At 58.0% G+C, this 23,943-nt stretch carries 20 protein-coding genes, 1 other RNA gene and 1 pseudogene; 9 read left to right on the forward strand and 13 right to left on the reverse strand.

Features of this window, described 5'->3' with window-relative positions:
- Positions 1-58 precede the first annotated feature (58 nt).
- The 5 genes from carA to grpE all read right to left on the reverse strand — a co-directional run bounded on the left by carA (position 59) and on the right by grpE (position 6,366).
- Entirely contained in the window at positions 59-1,195 is a 1,137-nt protein-coding gene (carA, locus tag AC3WJP_RS16235) for a glutamine-hydrolyzing carbamoyl-phosphate synthase small subunit (protein ID WP_493722784.1), read from the reverse strand.
- A 315-nt stretch (positions 1,196-1,510) separates the two neighbouring features.
- A complete protein-coding gene (gene dapB / locus AC3WJP_RS16240; protein ID WP_493722785.1) occupies positions 1,511-2,317 on the reverse strand; it encodes a 4-hydroxy-tetrahydrodipicolinate reductase in 807 nt (268 codons plus the stop codon).
- 110 nt (positions 2,318-2,427) lie between these two features.
- On the reverse strand, positions 2,428-3,558 hold the full coding sequence (gene dnaJ, locus AC3WJP_RS16245) for a molecular chaperone DnaJ (RefSeq protein WP_493722786.1): 1,131 nt from the start codon (positions 3,556-3,558) through the stop codon (positions 2,428-2,430).
- Between the two features lie 189 nt (positions 3,559-3,747).
- Entirely contained in the window at positions 3,748-5,670 is a 1,923-nt protein-coding gene (dnaK, locus tag AC3WJP_RS16250; protein ID WP_493722787.1) for a molecular chaperone DnaK, read from the reverse strand.
- Positions 5,671-5,799: 129 nt separating this feature from the next.
- Positions 5,800-6,366, reverse strand: a complete 567-nt coding sequence (gene grpE / locus AC3WJP_RS16255; protein ID WP_493722788.1) for a nucleotide exchange factor GrpE — start codon at positions 6,364-6,366, stop codon at positions 5,800-5,802.
- A 237-nt stretch (positions 6,367-6,603) separates the two neighbouring features.
- On the opposite strand from grpE, the gene recN reads away from it, so the two are divergent.
- Positions 6,604-8,277 carry a DNA repair protein RecN gene (gene recN, locus AC3WJP_RS16260; protein WP_493722789.1) on the forward strand — a complete coding sequence of 558 codons (1,674 nt, stop codon included), beginning with the start codon at positions 6,604-6,606 and terminating at the stop codon, positions 8,275-8,277.
- Positions 8,278-8,448: 171 nt separating this feature from the next.
- On the opposite strand, the gene fur is transcribed toward recN, so the two are convergent.
- Entirely contained in the window at positions 8,449-8,856 is a 408-nt protein-coding gene (gene fur, locus AC3WJP_RS16265) for a ferric iron uptake transcriptional regulator (protein ID WP_493722790.1), read from the reverse strand.
- Positions 8,857-8,954: 98 nt separating this feature from the next.
- Here fur and AC3WJP_RS16270 point away from each other — a divergent pair, with 98 nt between their 5' ends.
- A complete protein-coding gene (locus AC3WJP_RS16270) occupies positions 8,955-9,482 on the forward strand; it encodes an outer membrane protein assembly factor BamE (protein WP_493722791.1) in 528 nt (175 codons plus the stop codon).
- Positions 9,483-9,552: 70 nt separating this feature from the next.
- On the opposite strand, the gene AC3WJP_RS16275 is transcribed toward AC3WJP_RS16270, so the two are convergent.
- Positions 9,553-9,864, reverse strand: coding sequence for an RnfH family protein (locus AC3WJP_RS16275; RefSeq protein WP_493722792.1), 312 nt, complete (start codon positions 9,862-9,864; stop codon positions 9,553-9,555).
- Positions 9,857-10,291, reverse strand: coding sequence for a type II toxin-antitoxin system RatA family toxin (locus tag AC3WJP_RS16280; protein WP_311968941.1), 435 nt, complete (start codon positions 10,289-10,291; stop codon positions 9,857-9,859). The genes AC3WJP_RS16275 and AC3WJP_RS16280 overlap by 8 nt, the downstream gene beginning before the upstream one ends.
- A 170-nt stretch (positions 10,292-10,461) precedes the next feature.
- Between AC3WJP_RS16280 and smpB the strand changes: the two genes are divergently transcribed.
- The 5 genes from smpB to AC3WJP_RS16305 all read left to right on the forward strand — a co-directional run bounded on the left by smpB (position 10,462) and on the right by AC3WJP_RS16305 (position 16,504).
- A complete protein-coding gene (gene smpB / locus AC3WJP_RS16285; protein WP_493722793.1) occupies positions 10,462-10,944 on the forward strand; it encodes an SsrA-binding protein SmpB in 483 nt (160 codons plus the stop codon).
- A 289-nt stretch (positions 10,945-11,233) separates the two neighbouring features.
- The gene (locus tag AC3WJP_RS16290; protein WP_493722794.1) at positions 11,234-14,098 is read left to right on the forward strand and encodes an FAD-binding and (Fe-S)-binding domain-containing protein; all 2,865 of its coding nucleotides are present in this window, start codon (positions 11,234-11,236) and stop codon (positions 14,096-14,098) included.
- Positions 14,099-14,270: 172 nt separating this feature from the next.
- The gene (locus AC3WJP_RS16295) at positions 14,271-14,552 is read left to right on the forward strand and encodes a PA2433 domain-containing protein (RefSeq protein ID WP_493722795.1); all 282 of its coding nucleotides are present in this window, start codon (positions 14,271-14,273) and stop codon (positions 14,550-14,552) included.
- A 110-nt stretch (positions 14,553-14,662) separates the two neighbouring features.
- Positions 14,663-15,062: a transfer-messenger RNA gene (gene ssrA / locus AC3WJP_RS16300) on the forward strand.
- Between the two features lie 185 nt (positions 15,063-15,247).
- Positions 15,248-16,504, forward strand: a complete 1,257-nt coding sequence (locus AC3WJP_RS16305; RefSeq protein ID WP_493722796.1) for an integrase domain-containing protein — start codon at positions 15,248-15,250, stop codon at positions 16,502-16,504.
- A gap of 120 nt (positions 16,505-16,624) precedes the next feature.
- Here AC3WJP_RS16305 and AC3WJP_RS16310 read toward each other — a convergent pair whose 3' ends face one another.
- From AC3WJP_RS16310 to AC3WJP_RS16330, 5 genes and pseudogenes are all read right to left on the reverse strand, one after another.
- Positions 16,625-16,894 (reverse strand): hypothetical protein, encoded by a 270-nt coding sequence (locus tag AC3WJP_RS16310; protein ID WP_100264282.1) that lies wholly within the window; start codon positions 16,892-16,894, stop codon positions 16,625-16,627.
- On the reverse strand, positions 16,891-17,871 hold the full coding sequence (locus tag AC3WJP_RS16315) for an integrase domain-containing protein (protein WP_493722797.1): 981 nt from the start codon (positions 17,869-17,871) through the stop codon (positions 16,891-16,893). Before AC3WJP_RS16315 ends, AC3WJP_RS16310 begins: the two co-directional genes overlap by 4 nt.
- The gene (locus AC3WJP_RS16320) at positions 17,855-18,208 is read right to left on the reverse strand and encodes a hypothetical protein (RefSeq protein WP_493722798.1); all 354 of its coding nucleotides are present in this window, start codon (positions 18,206-18,208) and stop codon (positions 17,855-17,857) included. Before AC3WJP_RS16320 ends, AC3WJP_RS16315 begins: the two co-directional genes overlap by 17 nt.
- Entirely contained in the window at positions 18,195-19,601 is a 1,407-nt protein-coding gene (locus AC3WJP_RS16325; RefSeq protein ID WP_493722799.1) for a YfjI family protein, read from the reverse strand. Before AC3WJP_RS16325 ends, AC3WJP_RS16320 begins: the two co-directional genes overlap by 14 nt.
- A gap of 907 nt (positions 19,602-20,508) precedes the next feature.
- A pseudogene (locus AC3WJP_RS16330) lies at positions 20,509-21,039 on the reverse strand (tyrosine-type recombinase/integrase); the annotation flags it as partial.
- Between the two features lie 314 nt (positions 21,040-21,353).
- On the opposite strand from AC3WJP_RS16330, the gene AC3WJP_RS16335 reads away from it, so the two are divergent.
- On the forward strand, positions 21,354-22,559 hold the full coding sequence (locus AC3WJP_RS16335) for a hypothetical protein (RefSeq protein WP_493722800.1): 1,206 nt from the start codon (positions 21,354-21,356) through the stop codon (positions 22,557-22,559).
- Positions 22,556-23,881 (forward strand): hypothetical protein, encoded by a 1,326-nt coding sequence (locus AC3WJP_RS16340; RefSeq protein WP_493722801.1) that lies wholly within the window; start codon positions 22,556-22,558, stop codon positions 23,879-23,881. The genes AC3WJP_RS16335 and AC3WJP_RS16340 overlap by 4 nt, the downstream gene beginning before the upstream one ends.
- Positions 23,882-23,943 lie beyond the last annotated feature (62 nt).

Consider the following 23,943-nt stretch of genomic DNA (forward strand, 5'->3'; position numbering starts at 1 on the left):
GGCGGCCACCCTGATGGGGCCGCTGCTGGCACGCGTGGGCTTTCGATGCTGGTCAGGCTCAGCGGCGCTTGGCCATGGCATCGATAAAGCGGTCGAACAGCGGCGCCACATCGTTCGGGCCCGGGCTCGCTTCAGGGTGACCCTGGAAGCTGAAGGCGCTCTTGTCGGTGCGCTCGATACCTTGCAGGGTACCGTCGAACAGCGACTTGTGGATGGCGCGCACGTTGCTCGGCAGGGTGGCCTCGTCGACCGCAAAACCGTGGTTCTGGCTGGTGATCATGACCACGCCGGTGTCCATGTCCTGGACCGGGTGGTTGGCACCGTGGTGACCGTGACCCATCTTGACGGTCTTGGCACCGGAGGCCAGGGCCAGCAACTGGTGACCCAGGCAGATGCCGAACACCGGAATCTCGGTCTCGAGCACTTCCTTGATCGCCTGGATAGCGTAGTCGCAAGGCTCGGGATCGCCCGGACCGTTGGACAGGAACACGCCATCCGGGTTGAGCGCCAGCACGTCGCTGGCCGGGGTTTGCGCCGGCACCACGGTGACGCGGCAGCCGCGCTCGACCAGCATGCGCAGGATGTTGACCTTGACGCCGTAGTCGAAGGCGACCACGTGGTAAGGCAGCTCGCTGGCCGGGATTTGGGCGTGCTCGTTGGTGGCCAGGTCCCAGACCGAGGAGCGCCACTCGTAGCTTTCCTTGACGCTGACGACCTTGGCCAGGTCCATGCCCTTGAGGCCCGGGAAGCCGCGCGCAGCAGCGATGGCGGCCTCTTCGCTGATGTTGTCGCCGGCCATGATGCAGCCGTTCTGGGCGCCTTTCTCACGCAGGATGCGGGTCAGGCGACGGGTGTCGATACCGGCAATGGCGACAACGTTGTTGGCCTTCAGGTAATCCGACAGCGACATCGTGTTGCGCCAGTTGCTGGCGACCAGCGGCAGATCACGGATGACCAGGCCGGCAGACCAGACCTGGTTGGACTCGGCATCACCCGGGTTGGTACCGGTGTTGCCGATGTGCGGGTAAGTCAGGGTAACGATTTGCTGGGCGTAGGAAGGATCTGTGAGGATTTCCTGATAGCCGGTCATTGCGGTGTTGAACACCACCTCGCCAACGGTCTGACCGTCGGCTCCAATGGCGTCACCGCGAAAAATGCTGCCATCAGCAAGGGCGAGTATGGCTGGCGTAGTCAAGAAGACCTCCCGTAAATAAAGCCTGAAAGGGCGATCGCAGGTTGCAAAAAAGCGGAATGACGTATAGACACGTCACCCCGCTTTCTCGTCGAAATTATCTGCGCGCTTTTAGTGGACACACTAAAGCTGTAGCTTACAGAAAAAGGCCTTTTTGGTCCACCCGTATTCCGTCGAAAAGATCAGAGCAGGCGACAGGAGAAACACCGAATCTGTAGCGAGGGGGCTTGCCCCCGAAAGGGTTTACCTGGCACCCCTCAGAACGCCAGACATCGTTATCGGGGGCAAGCCCCCTCGCTACAGATGTGGCGGGGAGGATCAATGCAGATCCAGCACATCCTGCATATCATACAGACCTAGCGTCTTGCCATCCAGCCACAGCGCCGCACGCACGGCACCCTTGGCGAAGGTCATGCGGCTCGAGGCCTTGTGGGTGATCTCGACGCGCTCGCCTTCGGCGGCGAACAATACCGTGTGATCGCCCACCACATCGCCGCCGCGCACCGTGGCGAAACCTATGGTGTCGCGCTGGCGGGCACCGGTATGACCTTGACGGCCATACACCGCAACCTTGCTCAGGTCACGATCCAGCGTCTTGGCGATCACCTCACCCATGCTCACTGCCGTACCCGAAGGGGCATCGACCTTGTGCCGGTGATGGGCCTCGATGATCTCGATATCGGCCTCTTCCCCCATCACCCGCGCCGCCATCTCCAGCAGCTTGAACGACAGGTTAACGCCGACGCTGAAGTTGGAAGCGAAGACGATCGGGATGTCCTTGCCGGCCTCGACCAACTGCTGCTTCTGCTCGGCCGACAAGCCCGTGGTGCCGATGACCATGGCCTTGCCCGCCTTGCGGCAGAACGCCAGGTTCTGCAGCATCACGTCCGGCAAGGTGAAGTCGATCAGCACATCGAACTCATCGACAACTGGCGCCAGGCTGCCCACCAGCTGTACTCCGATACGCCCCAGGGACGCCAGCTCGCCCGCATCGGCGCCGAGCAGCGTGCTGCCCGGACGAACGATGGCGGCGGTCAGGCCGGTCAGCGGCGCGCGCTGCTGCACCGCTTCGATCAGGTTCTTGCCCATGCGCCCGGCGGCGCCCATTACAGCTATACGACGCATATGCGTATCCCTTAAAAGCTTCGCGGGCAGCGCCCGCTCCCACAGACTGGAATGCAATCTCCTGCGGGAGCGGGCTCTGCCCGCGAAGAGGCTCTCAGCCTTTGGTCAAATCAAAGATCGCCGAAGAAGCGCTTCACGCCTTCGAACCAGCCATTGGCCTTGGGCGAGTGACTGGTGTCGCCTTCGAGCGAAGCCCGGAACTCTTCGAGCAGCTCGCGCTGGCGACGCCCCAGGTTGACCGGCGTCTCGACCGCCACCCGGCACATCAGGTCGCCAGCACCGCCACCGCGCACCGGGGCAACGCCCTTGCCGCGCAGACGGAACTGCTTGCCGGTCTGCGTACCCTCGGGGATCCTCAACTTGACGCGACCATCCAGCGTCGGCACTTCGAGCTCCGCACCCAGCGCCGCATCGGTGATGCTGATCGGCACTTCACAGAACAGATGCTTGCCGTCGCGCTGGAAAATCGCATGCTCGCGCACGCTGATCACCACATACAGGTCGCCGGTCGGACCACCCTGCGCACCCGCCTCGCCTTCGCCGGACAGGCGAATACGGTCGCCGGTATCGACGCCTGGCGGCACCTTGACGGAAAGGGTCTTGGACTCTTCGACGCGGCCGGCGCCGTGGCACGAATCGCACGGGTCGGAGATGATCTTGCCCTGGCCATGGCAACGCGGGCAGGTCTGCTGCACCGAGAAGAAGCCCTGCTGCATGCGGACCTGGCCGATACCACCACAGGTCGGGCAGTTGATCGGCGCCGAGCCTTTCTTGGCGCCGCTGCCATCACAAGGCTTGCAGTTGACCAGCGTCGGCACGCGGATGTTGACCGTGGTACCGCGAACGGCCTCTTCGAGATCGAGCTCCAGGGTGTAACGCAGATCGCTGCCGCGCTGAGCGCCGCCACGACCGCCGCGGCCCTGGCCACCACCGAAGAAATCGCTGAAGACATCACCAAAGATGTCGGAAAAATTCTGCCCGCCAAAACCAGGACCGCCACCGCCACCCATCTGCGGGTCGACGCCGGCATGACCGTATTGGTCGTAGGCAGCACGTTTACTGGCGTCGGAGAGCACTTCATAGGCCTCGTTGGCCTCCTTGAATTTCTCTTCCGACTCCTTGTCATCCGGATTACGGTCCGGGTGATGCTTCATCGCAAGGCGGCGATAGGCCTTCTTCAGGTCCGCCTCGCTGGAGCCTCGCTCCACCCCCAGCACTTCGTAATAGTCACGCTTAGCCATAAGTCTTTGCACTCTTTTTGAGAGCCAGCACGCAAGAGCGCAGCAGGCCGTGCGGCCAACATCCGATCGTGTCGCATGCTGTAAAAATTCGTGGATTCCAGACACGCCAACGCGGGAGCAAGCCCCCGCGCGGCGACATCCTACCAGCCACTGCACAAGGGCAGTCAACTGGCCGACCAACAAGCAGTCTTACTTGTTGTCTTTGACTTCTTCGAACTCGGCGTCGACGACGTCATCGTGCTTCTTGGCTTCTTCACCGGCAGGCTGTGCAGCACCTTGAGGCTGTTCAGCCTGTTCGGCGTACATTTTCTGCGCCACTGGAGCGGAGACCTTGGACAGCTCTTCGACCTTGGCTTCGATAGCGGCCTTGTCGTCGCCTTTGACGGCGGCTTCCAGGGCGACCAGCGCAGCTTCGATAGCGGTCTTCTCTTCAGCGGTGACCTTGTCGCCAGCGTCGGAGATCATTTTGCGAGTCGAGTGCACCAGTGCATCACCCTGGTTACGGGCTGCGGCCAGTTCTTCGAACTTGCGGTCTTCTTCCGAGTTGGCTTCGGCGTCACGGATCATCTGTTGAATTTCTTCATCGGACAGACCGGAGTTGGCCTTGATCACGATCGACTGGGTCTTGCCAGTGGCCTTGTCCTTGGCACCTACGTGCAGGATGCCGTTGGCGTCGATGTCGAAGGTCACTTCGATTTGCGGCACGCCACGTGGAGCTGGTGGAATCTCGGCGAGGTCGAACTTGCCCAGGGACTTGTTCTGACCGGCTTGCTTGCGCTCACCTTGCAGCACGTGAATGGTCACGGCGCTCTGGTTGTCGTCGGCGGTCGAGAACACTTGCGACTTCTTGGTAGGAATCGTGGTGTTTTTCTCGATCAGCGCGGTCATCACGCCGCCCATGGTTTCGATACCCAGGGTCAGCGGGCTGACGTCCAGCAGCAGCACGTCCTTGACGTCGCCAGCCAGAACCGCGCCCTGGATGGCAGCGCCCATGGCAACGGCTTCGTCCGGGTTGACGTCCTTGCGGGCTTCTTTACCGAAGAAGTCAGTCACCAGCTTCTGCACCAGTGGCATACGAGTCTGGCCGCCGACCAGGATCACGTCGTTGATCGAACCGACGTCGATACCGGCGTCTTTCAGCGCGATGCGGCAAGGCTCGATGGTGCGTTGAACCAGGTCTTCGACCAGGGATTCCAGCTTGGCGCGGGAGATCTTGACGTTCAGGTGCTTAGGACCGGTAGCGTCTGCGGTGATGTACGGCAGGTTGACGTCGGTCGACTGGCTCGAGGACAGCTCGATCTTGGCTTTTTCAGCGGCTTCTTTCAGGCGCTGCATGGCCAGCGGGTCACCTTTGAGGTTCATGCCGCTTTCTTTCTTGAACTCGTCGACGAGGTAGTCGATCAGGCGGATGTCGAAGTCTTCACCACCCAGGAAGGTGTCGCCGTTGGTGGCCAACACTTCGAACTGGTGCTCGCCATCGACTTCGGCGATTTCGATGACCGAAACGTCGAACGTACCGCCACCCAGGTCATAAACGATGACAGTGTGGTCGCCCTTGGCCTTGTCCATACCGTAGGCCAGTGCGGCAGCGGTAGGCTCGTTGATGATGCGCTTGACGTCCAGACCGGCGATACGGCCGGCGTCCTTGGTGGCCTGACGCTGGCTGTCGTTGAAGTAGGCCGGTACGGTGATGACCGCTTCGGTGACGGCTTCACCGAGGTAGTCTTCGGCGGTCTTCTTCATCTTCTTGAGAATTTCAGCCGAGATCTGTGGCGGCGCCATTTTCTGGCCGTTCACTTCAACCCAGGCGTCGCCAGTGCCGTCAGCCTTGACGATCTTGTAGGGAACCATCTGGATGTCTTTCTGAACGACTTCTTCGTCGAAGCGACGACCGATCAGACGCTTTACCGCGTACAGGGTGTTGTGCGGGTTGGTGACCGCTTGACGCTTGGCGGACTGGCCGACCAGGATCTCGCCATCGTTAGCGTAAGCGATGATGGAAGGGGTGGTGCGAGCGCCTTCGGCGTTCTCGATCACTTTAACCTTGCCGTTTTCCAGAATCGAGACGCAGGAGTTGGTGGTCCCCAGGTCGATACCGATAATCTTGCCCATGTCGTTACTCTCCGAAACTTGCTTGATTTGGTTGCCGCAGAGGTTGTGGCCATCTGCGGTAGCACTTAAACGCTTGACTCTAAAATGGGGGCCTGTTGGCGCTTTTCAAGGCTGCCGACAGAAATTCCATCAGGCCTTTTCGTCGATCGACGGCTGCTGTGGCGTCGGCGCCTTGCTGACCACGACCATGGCCGGGCGCAGCAGGCGGCCGTTGAGGCTATAGCCCTTCTGGAACACCTTGAGCACGCTGTTGGGCTCGACGTCGGCGCTTTCCTGCATGGCCATCGCCTGATGCAGCTCGGCGCTGAACGGTTCGCCGTGCGGGTCGAGGGCTTCGAGGTTGTAGCGCTTGAGGGTGTCCTGGAACATCTTCAAGGTCAGCTCGATGCCTTCGCGCATCGGACGGATGTTTTCGTCGTCGGGGTTGGACAGGTCCAGGCCGCGCTCGAGGCTGTCGATGATCGGCAGCAGGTCGCTGGCGAACTTCTCCAGGGCGAACTTGTGAGCCTTCTCGACATCCTGCTCGGCGCGGCGACGAATGTTCTGCAGGTCGGCAGCAACCCGCAGAGACTGATCCTGGGCTGCGGCCAGTTGTTCTTCCAGCGTCTTGATGCGCGCAGCGTGATCATCGCCACCTGCGTCGCCGGCCTGGTTCGCTTCCGGGTTCAGGTCATCCAGAGTCTGTTCGTCAGCCATGCAAATTCTCCTGTCAATCAATGTCGTGGGCGAGCCGTTGTCGCGCTTCTGACCGGGTATATGGGGTCGCAAAATTGCGCTTCAAGGGGTTGATGCAGATAAGGCGCTGTACGGCGCTGTTACACAATCGCGATAAAAATTTCCATTTCACGCGCAAATAGACCTAAGCGAGGGCATTGCCAGCCCAACCGAAACCACTGTATAAATAACCAGACATTGAGCCTGGGAGCTGCCTTTATGTTGGTGCACCTGTCCGTACACAACTACGCCATCGTCGAACACCTCGACCTCGAACTCGCGCGCGGCATGAGCGTCATTACCGGGGAAACCGGTGCTGGCAAATCCATCATGCTCGACGCCCTGGGCCTGACCCTGGGTGATCGCGCCGAGCCTGGCGTGGTGCGCCCCGGTGCCGACAAGGCCGACATCCTCGCCTCCTTCGACCTGGCGGACATCCCCGAGGCCAGCGCCTGGCTCGCCGAGCGCGACCTCGATTCGGCCGGGCCATGCATCCTGCGTCGGGTGATCACCGCCGAGGGCCGTTCGCGTGGCTATATCAACGGCACGCCCTGCCCGCTGGGCGACCTCAAGGCCTTGGGCGAGCTGCTGATCGATATCCACAGCCAGCACGAACACCAGTCGCTGCTCAAGACCGACACCCATCGCCGCCTGCTGGATGAATACGCCGGCGCTGGAGATCTGTCACGGCAGGTGCAAATGGCCGCGCAGCGCTGGCGGCAAACCCATCAGGAGCTGGAACACCTGCGCAACTCCGGTGACGAGCAACGGGCGCGGCACCAATTGCTCAGCTATCAGCTCGAGGAGCTGGAAAACCTGGCGCTGGGCGAGCACGAGCTGGATGAACTGGAAACCGAGCAGAAAAACCTGACCAATGCCGAGGCGCTTTTCGGCATCTGCCGACAGGTCATCGACCTGTGCAGTGAGAACGATTCGGGCAACGTGCTCAGCGCCTTGACCGCCAGCCTCAACCGCCTCGGCGCCACCCATAACCCGCCCCACGCCTTGGGCGAAGCTGCGGGCATGATTTCCAGCGCGCAGATTCAGGTCGAGGAAGCGGTAGGCGAGCTCAATCGTTTTCTCGATCATTTCGATGCCGATCCAGCGCGCCTGCAGTACATCGATGAGCGCCTCGACACTATCTATACCCTGGCGCGCAAGCACCGCATTCAGCCGAGCGAACTGGCGCACATGCACCAGACGCTGCTCGACGAAATCGAAACGCTGAATGCCAATGATGAATCCATCGAGCGTCTGGGCGACGAGCTGGCGTCCTATGCTCGCCACTACCAGGAAAAAGCCCGAGAGCTGAGCGAGTTGCGCCAACAGGCCGCACACAGCCTGGCCACGGCGGTGGAGGCAGAGATCCAGCGACTGGGCATGCCGGGCGGGCGATTCAGCATCGAACTGCGCCCCCATGGCAGCGACAGCATGCAGCCCCACGGGCTGGAGCAGGTTGAGCTGATGGTCAGCGCCAACCCCGGATTGCCGCTCAAGGCGCTGGCCAAGGTCGCGTCCGGGGGCGAGCTGTCACGGATCAGCCTGGCGATCCAGGTGATCACCGCCCAGACGTCCCGCGTGCCGACGCTGGTATTCGACGAAGTGGATGTAGGTATCGGCGGCCCGACCGCGGAGATCGTCGGGCAGCTGCTGCGCCGACTGGGTGAACGCGGGCAGGTACTGACCGTGACGCACTTGCCGCAGGTCGCAGCGCAAGGGCATCACCATCTGTTCGTGCACAAGGTGCGCGGCAGCGACGAGACGCGCACGGCGGTGTCGAGCCTCAACAAAAATGAGCGGGTCGAAGAGGTCGCGCGCATGCTCGGTGGTATCGATTTGACCAAGGAGTCGCTGGCGCATGCGAAGAAGATGGTGGTGACGGCCAAGTCCTGAGCACCCACCTGTAGCGAGGGGGCTTGCCCCCGATTGCGGCGTACCTGCTACGACGATGCGATGGTACGATTTTTCGGGGGCAAGCCCCCTCGCTACAGGGGGCTCATAAAGCACAAAGGCGACCCTGAGGTCGCCTTTGTTTCATGTGCAGCCCCGCAACAGCGGGCCCGCTCACTTCTTCTTGCGGACGTACAGCACCAGGTTGTGGTCAACCAGCTCGTAACCATGTTCCTTGGCGATACGCTCCTGCAGATCCTCGATTTCGGTGCTCTTGAATTCAAGAACCTCGCCCGAGTCCACACACACCATATGGTCGTGATGCTCTCGATCGCTGACAGCCTCGAACACGGCATGGCCGCCGTCGAAGTTGTGGCGCATCACCAACCCAGCAGACTCGAACTGAGTCAGCACACGGTAAACCGTTGCCAGCCCGACATCCTCGCCGACTTCCATCAATGCCTTGTAGACATCCTCGGCACTCATGTGGCGCTGCGGAGAATTCTCCAGCATTTGCAGGATCTTGACCCGAGGCAGGGTAACCTTCAGGCCGGCTTTACGTAGTTCGTTATTTTCTACCATGGTCAGCTTTCTCGCCGATGCTGCTTCGCAGCTTCTCTTAATGCGGGTATGATCGGGGTTTACGTTGTCCCAGCCAAGATAGTGGAAGTCGCCCACCGATGCAAAACACCAAGCACTTGCTAACCAGCCTCACCTTCGTGGGACTGCTCGCACTCGCCGGTTGTTCGTTCCCCGGGGTTTACAAAATCGACATCCAGCAGGGCAATGTCGTCACGCAGGACATGATAGACCAGTTGCGGCCAGGAATGACCCGACGTCAAGTAAGGTTTATCATGGGCAACCCCCTGCTGGTCGACACATTTCATCCCAATCGCTGGGATTATCTGTACAGCCTGCAACCCGGGGGCGGTGAACGCCAGCAAGAGCGCATCAGTATTTTCTTCAACGGCACCGACCAATTGGCCGGCCTGTCGGGCGATTTCATGCCGGGCGTGAGCAAGGATCAGGCGATCCTCGGCCAGGACAGTGGCACCACTGTCAGCCCAGGCGCCCCAGCGGCACAGCCTGGCAAGTCAGAGGCACCTCCAACGCCGGGTTCGACCCTGGACAAGATCCAGCGCGACGTCGACGGTGTGAAAGTACAACCCGTACCGACGCCGCAGCCGATCGAACCCGCGCCACAGTAAAATCGCCTCACAAAAAAACCGGCTCGCGAGCCGGTTTTTTTATGCATGAAATATTTATTCGCGAAGCTGATCAACCGCGCTTTTTGCTCGGCTTGGCCGTCTTCGCTGCGCGCATCCGCCGCACCTCCATGGGGTCGGCGATCAATGGCCGGTAGATTTCGATGCGGTCGCCGTCTTCCAGCACATGGTCGGCAGGGTTGTCGATACGACGTCCGAAAATCCCCATGGGACATTCCAGCAAGGTCACCGAAGCGAACTGCCCGGCTATCCCCGAGAGGGTCACGGCCTGATGCATCGTGGTGCCCGGCGCGACCTGCACCACCAGCAGCGCCTGCCGATCGACTTCGGCATACGCCACTTCGACGCTGATCGAGTCAGCCATGCAACTGCTTGGCCCGCTGGCAGAACGCATCCACCAAGGTATTGGCCGCCTGATTGAACAGCGGCCCCAAGGTGGCGCGCACGATCGGCCCAGCGTAGTCGAACGACAGGTCGAGGCTGATCTTGCAGGCCTTCTCGCCCAATGGCTTGAACACCCACAAGCCATGCAGCTGGGTAAACGGGCCTTCTTCCAGGTTCATTTCGATCTGCTGCCCGGGCGTCAGGGTATTGCGCGTCACCAGGTGCTGGCTGAGGCCGCCCTTGGCCACCTCAAGGCTGGCGACCATCAACACGTCGGTGCTTTCGCGGACCTTGGTCGTCGAGCACCACGGCAAGAACTCGGGATAGCGCGCCACGTCGTTGACCAGGTCATACAGCGCCTGGGCAGGATAAGGCAGCAAGGCGGAACGTTGGATATGGGTAGTCATTCAGGCGTCACTTCCAAAAGCTGAGCGGCAAACCAGGGAGAATGCCGGGGGCGCCATCGAGCGCTGCGAGAAAATGTTCATGGCGGTATTGTCCGGTATTAATCTCACTCGCTCAAGCATGCAGCATCCCGGTAGCCGACAACGCGCGGACTCCCTATAATGCCCGCCCTATGGCCAAACAAAAGAAACACCCGGAAGGGACAATCGCGCAAAACAAAAAGGCGCGACACGATTACTTCATCGAGCACAGGTTCGAGGCCGGTATGGTCCTCGCCGGCTGGGAAGTAAAAAGCCTGCGTGCAGGCAAAGCCCAATTGGTGGACAGCTACGTGCTGCTCAAGGACGGCGAAGCCTGGTTGCTCGGCAGCCACTTCTCGCCCCTGACCACCGCCAGCACCCACGTGATCGCCGACCCGGTGCGCACGCGCAAGCTGCTGCTCAATAAAAAAGAGCTTGATCGCCTCAACACGGCGGTGCAGCAAAAAGGCTATGCCTGCGTGGCCCTGTCGCTGTACTGGAGCAAGCACCTGATCAAGTGCGAAATCGCACTGGGCAAGGGCAAGAAGGAATACGACAAGCGCCACACCGAGCGTGAACGCGATTCCGACCGCGAGCTGCAACGCGCCGTGCGGACCAAGGGCAAGGACGACTGAGTCCGCACCTGCAGCCCCTGTAGCGAGGGGGCTTGCCCCCGACCTGCAGATCACCCCTGCACCTATGCCTGACCACCGCATCGGAAGCAGGCCACCTACCTACAACCTTTGCTTCCGGGCACGCGCCGCCCAAAGCCCCGCTTCGCTTGCAGCTCTTCCCCCGCCCGCCTCATCCGTAAATTGACATCCCCCGCCAACCCCCTCTAATCTAGCTCCACGCCCAGAATAATTGGTCTTACCAATTACCCAGCCATGATCCAACCCTATTTAATAACAACAAGGGGGCTCAATGCGCACCCAGCACTCGCTTACCGACCAGGCCGCTGCTCAACCCAATTGCGCCGCGCTGCCCGCCGGATTCCTGCACGCCGTCGAGCAGCTGATCCCCGCCAAACGCCGCTTCGACGACCCCACCTCGACCCTCGCCTTCGGCACCGATGCCAGCTTCTATCGACTCATCCCCAAGCTGGTCATCCGCGTCGAATCCGAGGACGAAGTGGTCGCCCTGCTCAAACTCGCCCACCGCGAACAAGTCCCCGTGACCTTCCGCGCCGCTGGCACCAGCCTCTCCGGTCAGGCCATCAGCGACTCGGTATTGATCGTGCTCGGCGATAACTGGAACGGCCGCCAGATCCGCAACCAAGGCGCGCAAATCCGCCTGCAACCCGGCGTCATTGGCGCCCAGGCCAACGCCTGGCTGGCCCCGTACGGCCGCAAGATCGGTCCCGACCCTGCCTCGATCAACGCCTGCAAGATCGGCGGCATCGTCGCCAACAACTCCAGCGGCATGTGCTGCGGCACCGCGCAAAACACCTACTTCACCCTCGCCGGCCTGCGCCTGGTGCTGGCCGACGGCACCCGCATCGACAGCGAAGACCCGGCCTCCCTAGCGGCCCTGCGCCACAGCCACGGCGCCCTGCTCGACGAACTCGCACGCCTGGCCCGCGAAACTCGCGCCAACACTGCCCTGGCCAACCGCATTCGCCACAAGTACCGCCTGAAAAACACCACCGGCCTGTCCCTCAACGCCCTGGTGGACTTCGACGAGCCCATCGACATCCTCACCCACCTGCTGGTCGGCTCCGAAGGCACGCTTGGGTTCATCAGCGCCGTCACCTACGACACAGTGCCCGAGCATCCGCACAAGGCCTCGGCCTTTATCGTCTTCCCGGATGTAGAAACATGCTGCCTGGCCGTCACCGTGCTCAAACAGCAACCGGTGTCCGCCGTGGAGCTGCTCGACCGCCGCAGCATGCGGTCGGTGCAGGAGAAGCCCGGCATGCCCGCCTTCGTGCGCGAACTGTCCGCCGGCGCCTGCGCCCTGCTGATCGAGTCCCGCGCCGCCAGCGCCGCGCTGCTGCAGGAACAGATCACTTTTATCATGGGATCGATCGCCGCCTTCCCGGTGGAAAAACAAGTCGACTTCACCACCGACCCCGCCGCCAATGCGCAGCTCTGGGCGATCCGCAAAGACACCTTCCCCGCCGTCGGCGCCGTGCGCCAGACCGGCACTACGGTGATCATCGAAGACGTCACCTTCCCCGTCGAGCAACTGGCCCTCGGCGTGCGCCGCCTCATCGAACTGTTCGAGCGCCACCGCTACGACGAAGCCATCCTCTTCGGCCACGCCCTGGAGGGCAACCTGCACTTCGTCTTCACCCAGGGCTTCAACAACCCCGCAGAAATCGCCCGCTACCAGGCCTTCATGGAAGACGTCACGCAACTGGTGGCCGTGGAATTCGGCGGCTCCCTCAAGGCCGAACACGGCACCGGCCGCAACATGGCGCCCTTCGTCGAGCTCGAATGGGGCAGCGACGCCTACCAGTTGATGTGGCAACTCAAGCGCCTGCTCGATCCCAAAGGCATCCTCAACCCCGACGTGGTGCTCAGCGACGACCCGCACATCCACCTCAAGCACCTCAAGCCCATGCCCGCCGCCGACGCCATCGTCGACAAATGCATCGAGTGCGGCTTCTGCGAACCAGTGTGCCCCTCCAAGGGCCTGACCCTCAGCCCACGCCAGCGCATCGTCATGTGGCGCGACATCCAGGCGAAACACCGCGCAGGCCTCGACACCACCGCCTTGCAGCGCGACTACCAATACCAAGGCATCGACACTTGCGCCGCCACCGGCCTGTGCGCACAACGCTGCCCGGTCGGCATCAACACCGGCGAGCTGGTGAAAAAACTCCGCGCGCAAAACGCCCACAACCTGCGCACCGCCGACTGGCTGGCCGACCACTTCAGCACCGCCCTCAAAGGCGCGCGCATGACCCTGCACGCCGCCAACGGCGCACGCATGCTGCTCGGCGCACCACGCCTGCAGCAATGGTCGGCACGCCTGAGCCAACTCTCCAAAGGCCAGATCCCGACATGGACGGCCGCCATGCCGCAAGCCCAGGACACCCTGCGCTTCACCCCGCAGCCACCCATGGACCGCCCCCGCGTCGTCTACCTCGCCGCCTGCGTGTCCCGCGCCATGGGCCCGGCCGCCAGCGACCGCGAGCAAATGTCGCTCCAGGAAAAAACCGTCGCGCTGCTCAGCAAAGCCGGCTTCGAGGTCATCTTCCCCGAGAATCAAGACAGCCTCTGCTGCGGCCAGCCCTTCGCCTCCAAAGGCTACGAGGCCACCGCCGAGCGCAAACGCCAACAACTCATCGACGCCCTGCTGCACGCCAGCCGCGGCGGCCTCGACCCGGTCTACTGCGACACCAGCCCCTGCACCTTGCGCCTGGTTCAAGACCTCAACGAACCGCGCCTCGACCTCTACGACCCGGTGCGCTTCATCCGCAGCCACCTTGTCGACAAGCTCGACTTCCACCCACAAGACACGCCCATCGCCGTGCACGTGACCTGCAGCACCCAGCACCTGGGCGAAGGCCAGGCCCTCATCGACCTGGTGCGCCGCTGCAGCACCCAAGTAATCGTCCCCGAAGGCATCCACTGCTGCGGCTTCGCCGGCGACAAAGGCTTCACCACCCCGCAACTCAACGCCCACGCGCTGCGCGGCCTCAAGGACGCCGTGCAATATTGCTACGAAGGTATCTCCACCAGCCGCACATGCGAGATCGGCCTAAGCCAGCACAGCGGGCTGGACTACCACGGCCTGGTCTATCTGGTAGACCGCGTCACCACACCGGTAAACGCGCCCTGAAACAGGGCACGGACGCCACAAGATGGCGATCTCACATTATCTGCGCAAAAAGATAGAACCCCTGCAAAACCCCGCAGTCAACACCTGTAAGCCCCACTGGATGGGGCTACTTCGGACTCCGGGCGCGACTCAGCTGTCAGTGCCGGATCATTTTCGCTTGAGGAGATACCCTATGAAGCGCACTACCCTGACCGGTCTGTTCATCGCTGCAGCTTTCGTTGCTTCGCCCGTCTTCGCTGCCGATGACCTCTGCGCCATCAATCTGCAGAAGATCAAGGACGAGCAGACCGTTGCCACCCCGGTAGACCCTAGCAAAGGCGGCGACTATCAGGCTGATATCGATAAGGCCAAAGCTGCCCAATCCGCAGGTAATACCAAGGATTGCATCGAGCTGACCACCAAGACGTTGAGCGACATCGAGAAGTCCAAGAAAGGCGGCGCCGCCGGCAAATAACGCCTCGGCCCGCGCTCTGAGCCGCTGTCGCCAGGGCGCGAGAAGACGAATGTCGACTCGCCGCCCGCTTTCGCGTACACTGGCTTCCTGCTGCGAAATCAGCAGGTTATGGGGTCGATCAGGATTCGACGCCGGTAGTGAAACTTTAGGTGCATGCCGAGTTGGTAACAGAACTCGTAAATCCACTGTTGCAACTTTTATAGTTGCCAATGACGAAACCTACGGCCAGGAATTCGCACTCGCCGCTTAATTGCGACGACTAGAGCCTGAGCTTCTGGTCACTTCGGTGCCAGCAATCACTAGAGGATGCCTGTAAACTCGAAGTGATTGTCATGCAGAACAGGATCGCCGTGCAGTACGTTGTGGACGAAGCGGCTAAAACCTACACAACTCGCCCAAAGCACCCTGCCCCTCGGGCGGCCGCGGGTTAACTTAGTAGAACGGGCTAAGCATGTAGTACCGACAGCGGAGCACTGGCGGACGGGGGTTCAAATCCCCCCGGCTCCACCAAATGATCAAACAAAGACGTCCACGGACGTCTTTTTTTGTACCTGGAATCCAGTAAATGGGGCTTTCAGGGCTATTGGAGGCTTTCTTGGTTTTTTGAGTTCCAGTCGATTTGGTATTCCCAATGGTATTCCCGGCTACCCGGCGCTAATCTTGGGAATACCAAAAGGTGTCATGGAGTACTTCTCATGTGCGCTCAACCCACCCGCCTCTCCGACCGCCAGCTCAAGGCGGTCAAACCGAAAGACAAGGATTACGTCCTCACCGATGGCGACGGGCTCCAGCTGCGAGTCAGGGTCAATCGCTCGATGCAGTGGAATTTCAACTACCGGCATCCCGTCACCAAGAATCGAATCAACATGGCACTCGGCTCTTATCCCGAGGTTTCTCTTGCGCAAGCGAGGAAGAAAACCGTTGAGGCCAGAGAGCTACTTGCACAGGGCATCGACCCAAAAGCTCAGCGCAATGAGCTGCAGGAAGCCAAACGAGCGGAAACGGAACACACCTTCGAGAACGTGGCCACCGCCTGGTTCGAGCTGAAGAAGGATTCCGTCACGCCGGCGTATGCCGAAGACATTTGGCGCTCCCTCACACTGCATGTTTTTCCGAGCATGAAATCAACGCCTCTCTCGGAAGTCAGCGCCCCAATGGTCATCAAGCTCCTTCGTCCGATTGAGGCCAAAGGCAGCCTCGAGACAGTTAAGCGAGTGAGCCAGCGCCTTAACGAGATCATGACCTACGGGGTCAATTCCGGAATGATCTTTGCCAACCCTCTCAGCGGTATTCGAGCGGTGTTCAAGAAACCTAAGAAAGAGAACATGGCAGCGCTACCGCCAGATGAGCTTCCGGAGCTCATGATGGAAATCGCGAACGCCAGCATCAAGCGGACGACCCGCTGCCTGATCGAATGGCAGCTACACACTATGACCCGCCCTGCCGAAGCGGCGACTACCCGATGGGCAGACATCGACTTCGACAAACGCATCTGGACCATCCCTCCGGAGCGAATGAAAAAGCGTCGTCCCCACACAATCCCGCTGACCGAACATGCACTCTCGTTATTGGAGACGCTCAAGCACCATAGCGGCCACAGGGAATATGTATTCCCGTCAGATAGAAACCCGCGCACCCACGCGAATAGCCAAACAGCCAACATGGCGTTGAAACGGATGGGCTTCCAGGACCGCTTGGTCAGCCACGGCATGCGCTCCATGGCCAGCACAATCCTGAACGAGCATGGATGGGATCCGGAACTGATCGAAGTCGCGCTGGCGCATGTCGACAAGGACGAAGTTCGGAGCGCCTACAACCGGGCGGATTACATCGAACGTCGGCGCCCGATGATGGCCTGGTGGAGTGAACATATCCAGAAAGCGGCTACCGGCAGCCTGTCAGCGTCAGCCATCAATCAAACCAGGGACCGCAAGGTGGTGCCGATACGCTGACATCACGGCGACAGTTCATGCCATCCGTGTAGTGGAGCTTGCCAGCGCTTCTTCGGCCAAGCCCCTGAGTATGGGAAGGCTCCGCATTCCCATACTCAGGGGCTCACGCTTAAAGGTCTATCAGGCAACCACGGCTTTTGCCTTTCTAAGGCGGATCAACCCTGCTGTTAACTCGTAGTAGTAGACGGTAGCTGGAGCTGAGCATCGCAGGTAGTGCTCCAGAAACCATCTCACGTGCTTTTCTCTCCAGGACCAGGGAGTCGCGCAACCCCAGCGTTCACGAATCATCTCGTGCATCCTTTCTGCTTGCCTGATGTGCCGCTGCCGCGTGGCATGCGCACCTTTGAGCACAGGGCTCAGAAACAACGCCATATCGAACTCGGACTTCATCGACGACCTCCGATGTAGGCACTCACCACGTCGATGCGGTTATGCCCCAACTCGTGGCTGATCTGCTGACGTGCACGCTGATCGAGTGCTCGATCCTCTCGATGACCACGACCGCCATTGATGGGCGCGGAGAAGCCGGTCAGTTGCTCATAGCGCTCACAGGCGTAAGCCGCCCGCAGTTCATGAAAGCCTTTCAATCCATGTTCATGCAGGAGGTCCCGCGCCGGTCGCACGATTGTCTGTAAGAAATCTTTGTAGCTTTCATCTGGTGTTAACAGATTCCGACTGCCCTTGGGTGAAGCCTCGCTGGCCCTGTCGAGGGCGCCACGAACTTGATCCGTGACCGCAATCCAACGCGGTGCCGATGCGCCTGATCGACCGCCTTTGGCGCCGTCCTGGATATTGATCCTTCCCAGTTGCCGAGCCTCACGATGCAGCCGGGGCAAGTCCGCCAAGATCGCTTCACGCAGACGCATACCAGTCTCCCGGGCCAGATGCACAATTGCGACCACTCGTTGCTGACTTCGCTCTGACAGCGCGCGTGCGATCAATTCGATCTGAGCACGATCTTGGCCTTGCGGTGCCTCCCCGCGTACGCTTGAGCGCTGCAAACCCAGCGCCTTGCTCGGACTGGAGATTTTGACGTACTGATCGCCGCGCAGCGCAGCCATCGTTCGGTTCACGCTGGACAGTCGGTTCTGCGCGGTGGCAATGCCGATGCTGCCCCGATCAACCTGCTCACGCACATACGTGGCGTACCTCATGAGGATCTCACGGTCGATCTGTCGCGCGTCATTGAGTCCCGGACCTTCATCAGATCGACACCAATTCACGAAGGCCTGCCACCGATCGCTATGGGCTTTGACGGTAGCAAAATGGCCATCGCCAAATAGATCTTTCAGTGCTTGCGGTCCGGCATAGCTGAGCTGGCGACCAAAGCCAAAATTACGACCCGCTCGCTTATCGACCCGAGCCATTTTTCTGTTCCTGGTCGACTGCAGCGAGATCATGCAAAAGGGCTTGCCAGTGCGCACTCACGATGGCGAGCTGGGCCCAATCCGTCGGACGAAAACACAGCCTGTTATCGGAGACGTAGAGATGCGCGCCCTCCCCTTTCAACCATTGGATGATGGCTGTCGGCGAGGTGATAGCTTTATGGGGGGTGGCGACACCGGCGATACCGGCGACAACCCTTTTCCTGCCTGGCTTTGAGCGTGGCGACAAAGTGGCGACAGTCACGGCGACAAACCGCGCTTTCGGCTCCTTTTGGCGCTGAGCCAGGTGGTTGCGCAGCGCTTCATCAAGATTGAACATGGCGCACCTCGAAGGTTTGGCCATCGGTGATCAACCACTGATGATCAATCAACTCCACCAGCAGCTTGGCGGCATGACGACTGCTCTTGCGGGCAAATCGGGGACCATTGCGATTCAGCTCCCGAATACTGAAGCGCTTCCAATCTTTGACCTGCAGCCAGCGCAGCAGCCGGTCAGCCTCCTCTTTTACCCGGCACACCGGTTCCTGTTCGGTCAGGCGCTGGATCTCGGTGAGGTAATAGCCGACTAAGGCCGAGGCCCGTTGGATATGATCGACCTCCACGACGCTGCTCTCCTCCACGACTGCCAGATTGCCGGCGACGCGCAGCAGGTTGTCGGCGGCCTTCGATCCGCTGGGCCGTACGCTGGCCAGCTCGCCAAACTCACCCAACTGGGCCTCGATGGCATCATGCAGATCAATCCAGCGACGACGAGCCAGTGGACTGAGGCGCAGCGGTGACAGCCGCAAGGCACCGTCAGCGGAAAGTGACCAAGGCTGATGAAACAGGGCCGAAAGACGGTGATGATATCGCTTTAAGGTGGGGTCTTTGGACAAGTCGACAGCCTGGTAACTGCGTTGTCCGGCCAGGCTGGTGGGCCAGGTCATGAGGCAGCGACCGAGAATGCCTTGCCCCTGCAGCAACGGGTCACTGAGTAACTGCATGGCTAGATACGGTTGCAGCATCAGGTGCAGGCTTAAGCGTCGATCGTAAGCTCGCAAGCTTTCACCCACCATGGACCGCGCGCGATCTATCGGACTGCCGTCCCAGAGTGACGACAAGGTCGTAACCGCTTTCAAACGGTTATCTCGACTCATGGTGCTGCTACCGAGGAATTGTCCCCCCTCGTCACAGAACAGGCCCATGCTCGGCAAGTCATGGAAGAGTCCCTTGATCAGGGCCTCGATAGTCGGATCCGTGGTGATCAGCCTAGGTGCAGAGGGCTCCGCTTCAAGCGGTACGCCGTTTGTGGGGTCGGGATCGCGAGGGTTGATACGCTGCGCCTGTCGCTGCGCGACACGGTACCGGGTGAGTTGTTCACGGTAGAGCTGCCACTGCTCACGCTCCCATTGCCGTGCTGGCAGCAATGCAAAACGATCTGCCGCGGTCTTGCGATCACCTGACGCGGCCACTGTAATCAGGAACAGCGACAGGGGGTAATTTCGTCCATCGAGTTGCAAGCCCGCATGACCTTGAGTGGCCAGCGCCGAGGCAGCCAAGACCGATTGTGCGGCCAGTGCCTGGGGCACGCCGATGACCTCGGCCATTCGCTCAACCGCAGGCCCAAGAATCCCACCCAGTGCCTGCACCGGATAAGGCTGGGCCACGGGGTTTGACTCAATCAGCGGTCGAGGCGGTCGTGATAGTTCAAGCTTCGGATCTAACTGCTGCATGGGCCCTCTCCTCGGTAATTGCTGGTTGTCCTCACGTAGTCCCGCCACGGCTGTTGAGTGTTATCAGGGATCAAGGCCCCTGCGGCCTGTGAGGTGTTCACTGACGCGGAACGAACGGCTCCTTACAACCGGGAGCGAGGGCATGAACCCATGAACCTGACATCCTTGGCGCATCCGAAGATGCGGGCGGGCGGAGGCTGCGCCGACTGACGAGTTCGGCACCTGGAGATCCTGGATGGGAGAAGGCAAAGACCTGGACACCTAGGGCATGCCTGACTGTCAGTCAGGTGAAGCCCTTCCATGGGCTGCGGCACCGGTGCCTGTGTCGTTGCGGATGGCGACGAATCGGAGTTGTCAGGTCGATTGTCACGAGGAGAGTTGCGGCAATGCCCTGTACGACGTGACTTGCAGCAGTGGTTAGAGCGCCCGCCTCTTTCCGGAGAAAGAGACGGGCGCAGGTTGGCGCAAGGAAATGGCCAAGCGGATAAGTTGCTGCAGGCCAGCTATGAAAGGGAATGAGTTGCCGCAGTGGGTACGCGGGGAAAAGTAGGCATCCATCACATCGCTGTAATCGTGCGAGCCGCCGGACGCTAATCGCACTTTGGGTGAACCACCACGGTGTGGCGTAGCCTCAAAGGTTCTGGCTACCTGGGTTGCTGTCAACGACAGCGCTTTGCCCGATCTTTTCTACGCCTGTGGATAATTCGGGTCAAGGCTCGAATTTTCGGGAGTTCTGCGGCTGTGGATGAAACTATCCACTGGTGGAAATCCGTGGTTTTCCACAGACAGTTGCGTGGGCTTTAGATTTTTAAAGTGAGGTCCATCCAAACAGGGCGGCTTCGCAGCCCTATTTGGATGGACCCGCATGGACAAGCGGATCACTGAGATATAAAGACCGAGCGCTTACTCAGTTGCGCCACGTTTTGCTTTTTAAGCGAGTGACATTCGGTCCGGTGTGATTCGCAAATTCGTGGAGGGTGACATGCTCCTGTCGGTTCGTATCAAGGTACCGGCTCCACCAGTTCATGATCAATCTGCGCTCCTCAATGAATTCGGCCTTGTGGATGTAAGCGGCGCGGACGTTGTTGCATTCTTTGTAGCTCATTTGCCTTTCAATGGAGGTCTCGGACCACAGCCCTGACTCAATCAGTGCGCTACAGGCCATCGAGCGGAAGCCATGGCCACAGATTTCGGTTTTGGTGTCGTAACCCATATTTCTAAGCGCGCTGTTCACCGTGTTTTCAGACATCGGTTTCGACGGATTGACATCGTCTGCAAATACCAGATCGAATTCGTCGATGAGGGTGCGGTTCTATTCAAGCAGGGTCACGGCTTACAGCGATAAGGGTGCAAAAAGGATGTCCGCCGCCATCTTCGTACCTCTTGTTTAAAAAGGCACCTCGTCCAACGCGGGTCGAGTGTCCGGTATCTCCTGGGTGCGGCACCAAGAGTCGAAATATTGATACACTATTGTTTTTCTTGATTTTTTAGAGTGCAAAACAACTCTACCTCTTTGTTTATCCTTTAGATGAACAAGCATGCTCAGAGTGAAATATCTATATTTTGATTTGATGGTAACTTGCATGGTGTTTGCCGTTTGTACTGGCGCTATGTCGTTAGTTGATTGATTGACGCCCTCAGTTTAACAAAAGTAGATAAGCGTGACGAAAATTTTAAGACGTGCTATTTTTTGACAGCGAGGCCATGAGGTATCATCATGGTCGGAATTAGGTAAGTATCAAGGAAGGTGTTATGAGATTTGACTTGTTGGACGTTAAAGCTGAGGGCGTAGCGAATTGCAGTTTGATAAAAGCATCCCTCAGTGAATATCTTTCATCATTGCCGGAAGATTATGCATCGTATGATGTTCAGCGAGCGATCGTGAGCAACTCCTACCTAGACAAGCTTGTCTTGACTGTTTTAAATAAGAGGCACATTCCATCTATTACTTTGGTATTGGATGGTGGTGATAATCTTGTTAATGGTGAGGTCGCTGGCTTCAAGATTCTTGATGGCCTACAGCGCACGCATAGGCTCAAATTAATAAACGATACAAAAAATTTGTTTCTTGAGAAAATCGCTCCTAGCATGCATGGGGAGTCTGATTTTCAATTAAAAAGAAAATATAGGGATGAGCTAGTTGCTATTGGCTCCTCAAGCTACATCTTGATTGAGCTGAAACGGATGTATGATTCTCATGGTAGAGCTGCTCTTGAAAGTTGCTTCTCGGAGAACTATCAGTGGTTTGAGGTTTGGAGCAATCTTGGCCCTAGAGAACAAGTTCAGAAAATGCTATTGCTGAATGCCGGTCATAAACCGGTAAATATTCGACATCAGCTTGAGCTTTTATTTAACAACATTTTCTCTATGCTTTCTGAAGTTAAGGCCGGCCATATAAAGATCTCCAGAGAGAAGGATGTCTCATCGTCATTGCACAGCAAAGAGCGAAGCGTTGGCGAATTCCATTTCTCCCATCTGATTTCATCCTTGATCTCTTACGTCGAAAAAAAGCCAGTATCAACTAACTCAAATTTAATTGAAAAAATCCAAGGCGACGAAGATAAGTATTACGAGTTGGTAGATGTTTTCAATTATGACTTTTTAGAGCGATTTGTCAGGGCGTTATATGAAATTGACATAGGGGCGGAAAAAAGCTTTGGTGCCGAAGGTGTTCAATGGATGGGCCGTGATACCTCATTGACTGCGGTGTTTGCTGCCCTTGGGGAGTGCTCTAAAAGTCCCGAGGATTTCTTGGGTAATTGCAGGCTGCTTGCTCAAAATTTTGCTGCTGTTGATGTTCCTGGTTATGAACTGGCACGAAAAAGTTTGGATTTGGCAAAAATTAATATAGGTGCGGTTAGCAAAAGGATAATATTCAGGTCAATTGGGAGGTTTATTCAAAGCGGTTTTTCTAGCCAAGTAAACTGGCGCTCTGCCTTTGAGGGAGAAGCGTTATGAAGAAGATTGACGCTGTTTACTCACTTTTGACAACAGAAATTAAAAGAATCTCAGAAGATGCCGATGAAGCATATTGGGAAGCCTTGGATCCGGGCTCGCAAGAAAATTTTGACGCGATTTGTGATGAGTTATCTGCATTGAAGTTAGAGCTTGAAGAAAAACACAGGTCACATTCTTCAAATATAGACTTTGTAAAAATAAAGTCGGCCTTGCAGAGATTTAATGACGATTTTGGTAATTATCCAGGCTTCAGCTTCACTAAACTCTCATATCAGCTAACTGTGTCTGCCAAGATTTGTGAACTTGTTGGTGTTATTCCAGATGAAGAAGTTAATCCTGATTTTGGGGTAATTCCTTGTGCGTTGGGATTCTCCTCTGGAGCATTTATTTCTAATGTAAACCCAATAGACAGCAACTTAGCTTGGTTCAATCCGAGCAAGCAAAGCTCATTGGAGATTTTAGCTGACTCGCAAGCCGATACTGAGCTATGGTACAGCCTAGCCTCTTTATCTGGTGTTATTGATTTTTCGCAAAGTACAGAATTCTTGCTTGGTAAGTCAGCGTGTATAGCCAACAAGGAAAATGTAATCTCTCTGCTAAAGATATACATGCTAGCGCGGGGGGAAAAAGTAACCAAAAGTATTGAGTATCTGAAGTCGCCTAAAAACTCCTCGATCAACAGCTACGACCCAGTATTAAATTATGCACAGTTTGGTGAGGTGGTGCAGATTATGGGTGAGTATGTTGAGAGGAGAGATGTGTTATCCAAGTATCTATCAATATATCATGTGATAGAAAATTTTATGTTTAAGTACCCTATAGTCAAGCTTGAGCGCTCGAGGAATGGAGTCATGTTTTCCATTCGGGACTTCAAGAGCCTTTATAAGGCAGTTGAAACTAATGAGCTGGATGCTGTCTACTCCCTGATGAAAGTGACTTTTGACCTTCCATTCGGTGCGAACACTATAGGGCAAGAAATATATCGGTTATGGATCGCCTTCATTACTGCTCAAGCCACCAACATTGGTGAAATTGATGATTTTCTTGCTAAGTTAAGTACTACAAGAAACTCCGTTAATAGTCAGGCTTCATTTTGTAAATTCTTTTCAACGGTGCTTTATCGGATAAGATGCTCAGTCGTTCACAATAAAGAGACGGAGTATCATATTTCTAGCGAAAACTACTCGACGGGGTGTCGGTTGGTTTTAGAAGAGTTTTATCTGCCGGCTCTTGAAGAAATTGTGTTCTTGCTTCTCTCAAAGGAGAACGACGTAGTTTGGTATAAATCCGACTCGATTAAACTTTGGAACCATATCGCGTGACACAGAGCGAGGGGGCTGCTCCCTCGTTTTTTAATTTTATTGATGTGATTTTTATCAAAGAT

Source organism: Pseudomonas sp. GW821-FHT01A09 (assembly GCF_058986725.1).

Bases quoted from the DNA above. Each gene is read 5' to 3' on its own strand.
- AC3WJP_RS16335 (WP_493722800.1), top strand. From the start codon at position 21,354: ATGAGATTTGACTTGTTGGACGTTAAAGCTGAGGGCGTAGCGAATTGC.
- AC3WJP_RS16295 (WP_493722795.1), top strand. From the start codon at position 14,271: ATGAAGCGCACTACCCTGACCGGTCTGTTCATCGCTGCAGCTTTCGTT.
- AC3WJP_RS16325 (WP_493722799.1), bottom strand. From the start codon at position 19,601: ATGCAGCAGTTAGATCCGAAGCTTGAACTATCACGACCGCCTCGACCG.
- grpE (WP_493722788.1), bottom strand. From the start codon at position 6,366: ATGGCTGACGAACAGACTCTGGATGACCTGAACCCGGAAGCGAACCAG.
- AC3WJP_RS16310 (WP_100264282.1), bottom strand. From the start codon at position 16,894: ATGAAGTCCGAGTTCGATATGGCGTTGTTTCTGAGCCCTGTGCTCAAA.
- AC3WJP_RS16270 (WP_493722791.1), top strand. From the start codon at position 8,955: ATGCAAAACACCAAGCACTTGCTAACCAGCCTCACCTTCGTGGGACTG.
- dapB (WP_493722785.1), bottom strand. From the start codon at position 2,317: ATGCGTCGTATAGCTGTAATGGGCGCCGCCGGGCGCATGGGCAAGAAC.
- AC3WJP_RS16275 (WP_493722792.1), bottom strand. From the start codon at position 9,864: ATGGCTGACTCGATCAGCGTCGAAGTGGCGTATGCCGAAGTCGATCGG.
- dnaJ (WP_493722786.1), bottom strand. From the start codon at position 3,558: ATGGCTAAGCGTGACTATTACGAAGTGCTGGGGGTGGAGCGAGGCTCC.
- AC3WJP_RS16290 (WP_493722794.1), top strand. From the start codon at position 11,234: ATGCGCACCCAGCACTCGCTTACCGACCAGGCCGCTGCTCAACCCAAT.
- AC3WJP_RS16340 (WP_493722801.1), top strand. From the start codon at position 22,556: ATGAAGAAGATTGACGCTGTTTACTCACTTTTGACAACAGAAATTAAA.
- fur (WP_493722790.1), bottom strand. From the start codon at position 8,856: ATGGTAGAAAATAACGAACTACGTAAAGCCGGCCTGAAGGTTACCCTG.
- dnaK (WP_493722787.1), bottom strand. From the start codon at position 5,670: ATGGGCAAGATTATCGGTATCGACCTGGGGACCACCAACTCCTGCGTC.
- AC3WJP_RS16305 (WP_493722796.1), top strand. From the start codon at position 15,248: ATGTGCGCTCAACCCACCCGCCTCTCCGACCGCCAGCTCAAGGCGGTC.
- AC3WJP_RS16280 (WP_311968941.1), bottom strand. From the start codon at position 10,291: ATGACTACCCATATCCAACGTTCCGCCTTGCTGCCTTATCCTGCCCAG.
- smpB (WP_493722793.1), top strand. From the start codon at position 10,462: ATGGCCAAACAAAAGAAACACCCGGAAGGGACAATCGCGCAAAACAAA.
- AC3WJP_RS16315 (WP_493722797.1), bottom strand. From the start codon at position 17,871: ATGGCTCGGGTCGATAAGCGAGCGGGTCGTAATTTTGGCTTTGGTCGC.
- AC3WJP_RS16320 (WP_493722798.1), bottom strand. From the start codon at position 18,208: ATGTTCAATCTTGATGAAGCGCTGCGCAACCACCTGGCTCAGCGCCAA.
- recN (WP_493722789.1), top strand. From the start codon at position 6,604: ATGTTGGTGCACCTGTCCGTACACAACTACGCCATCGTCGAACACCTC.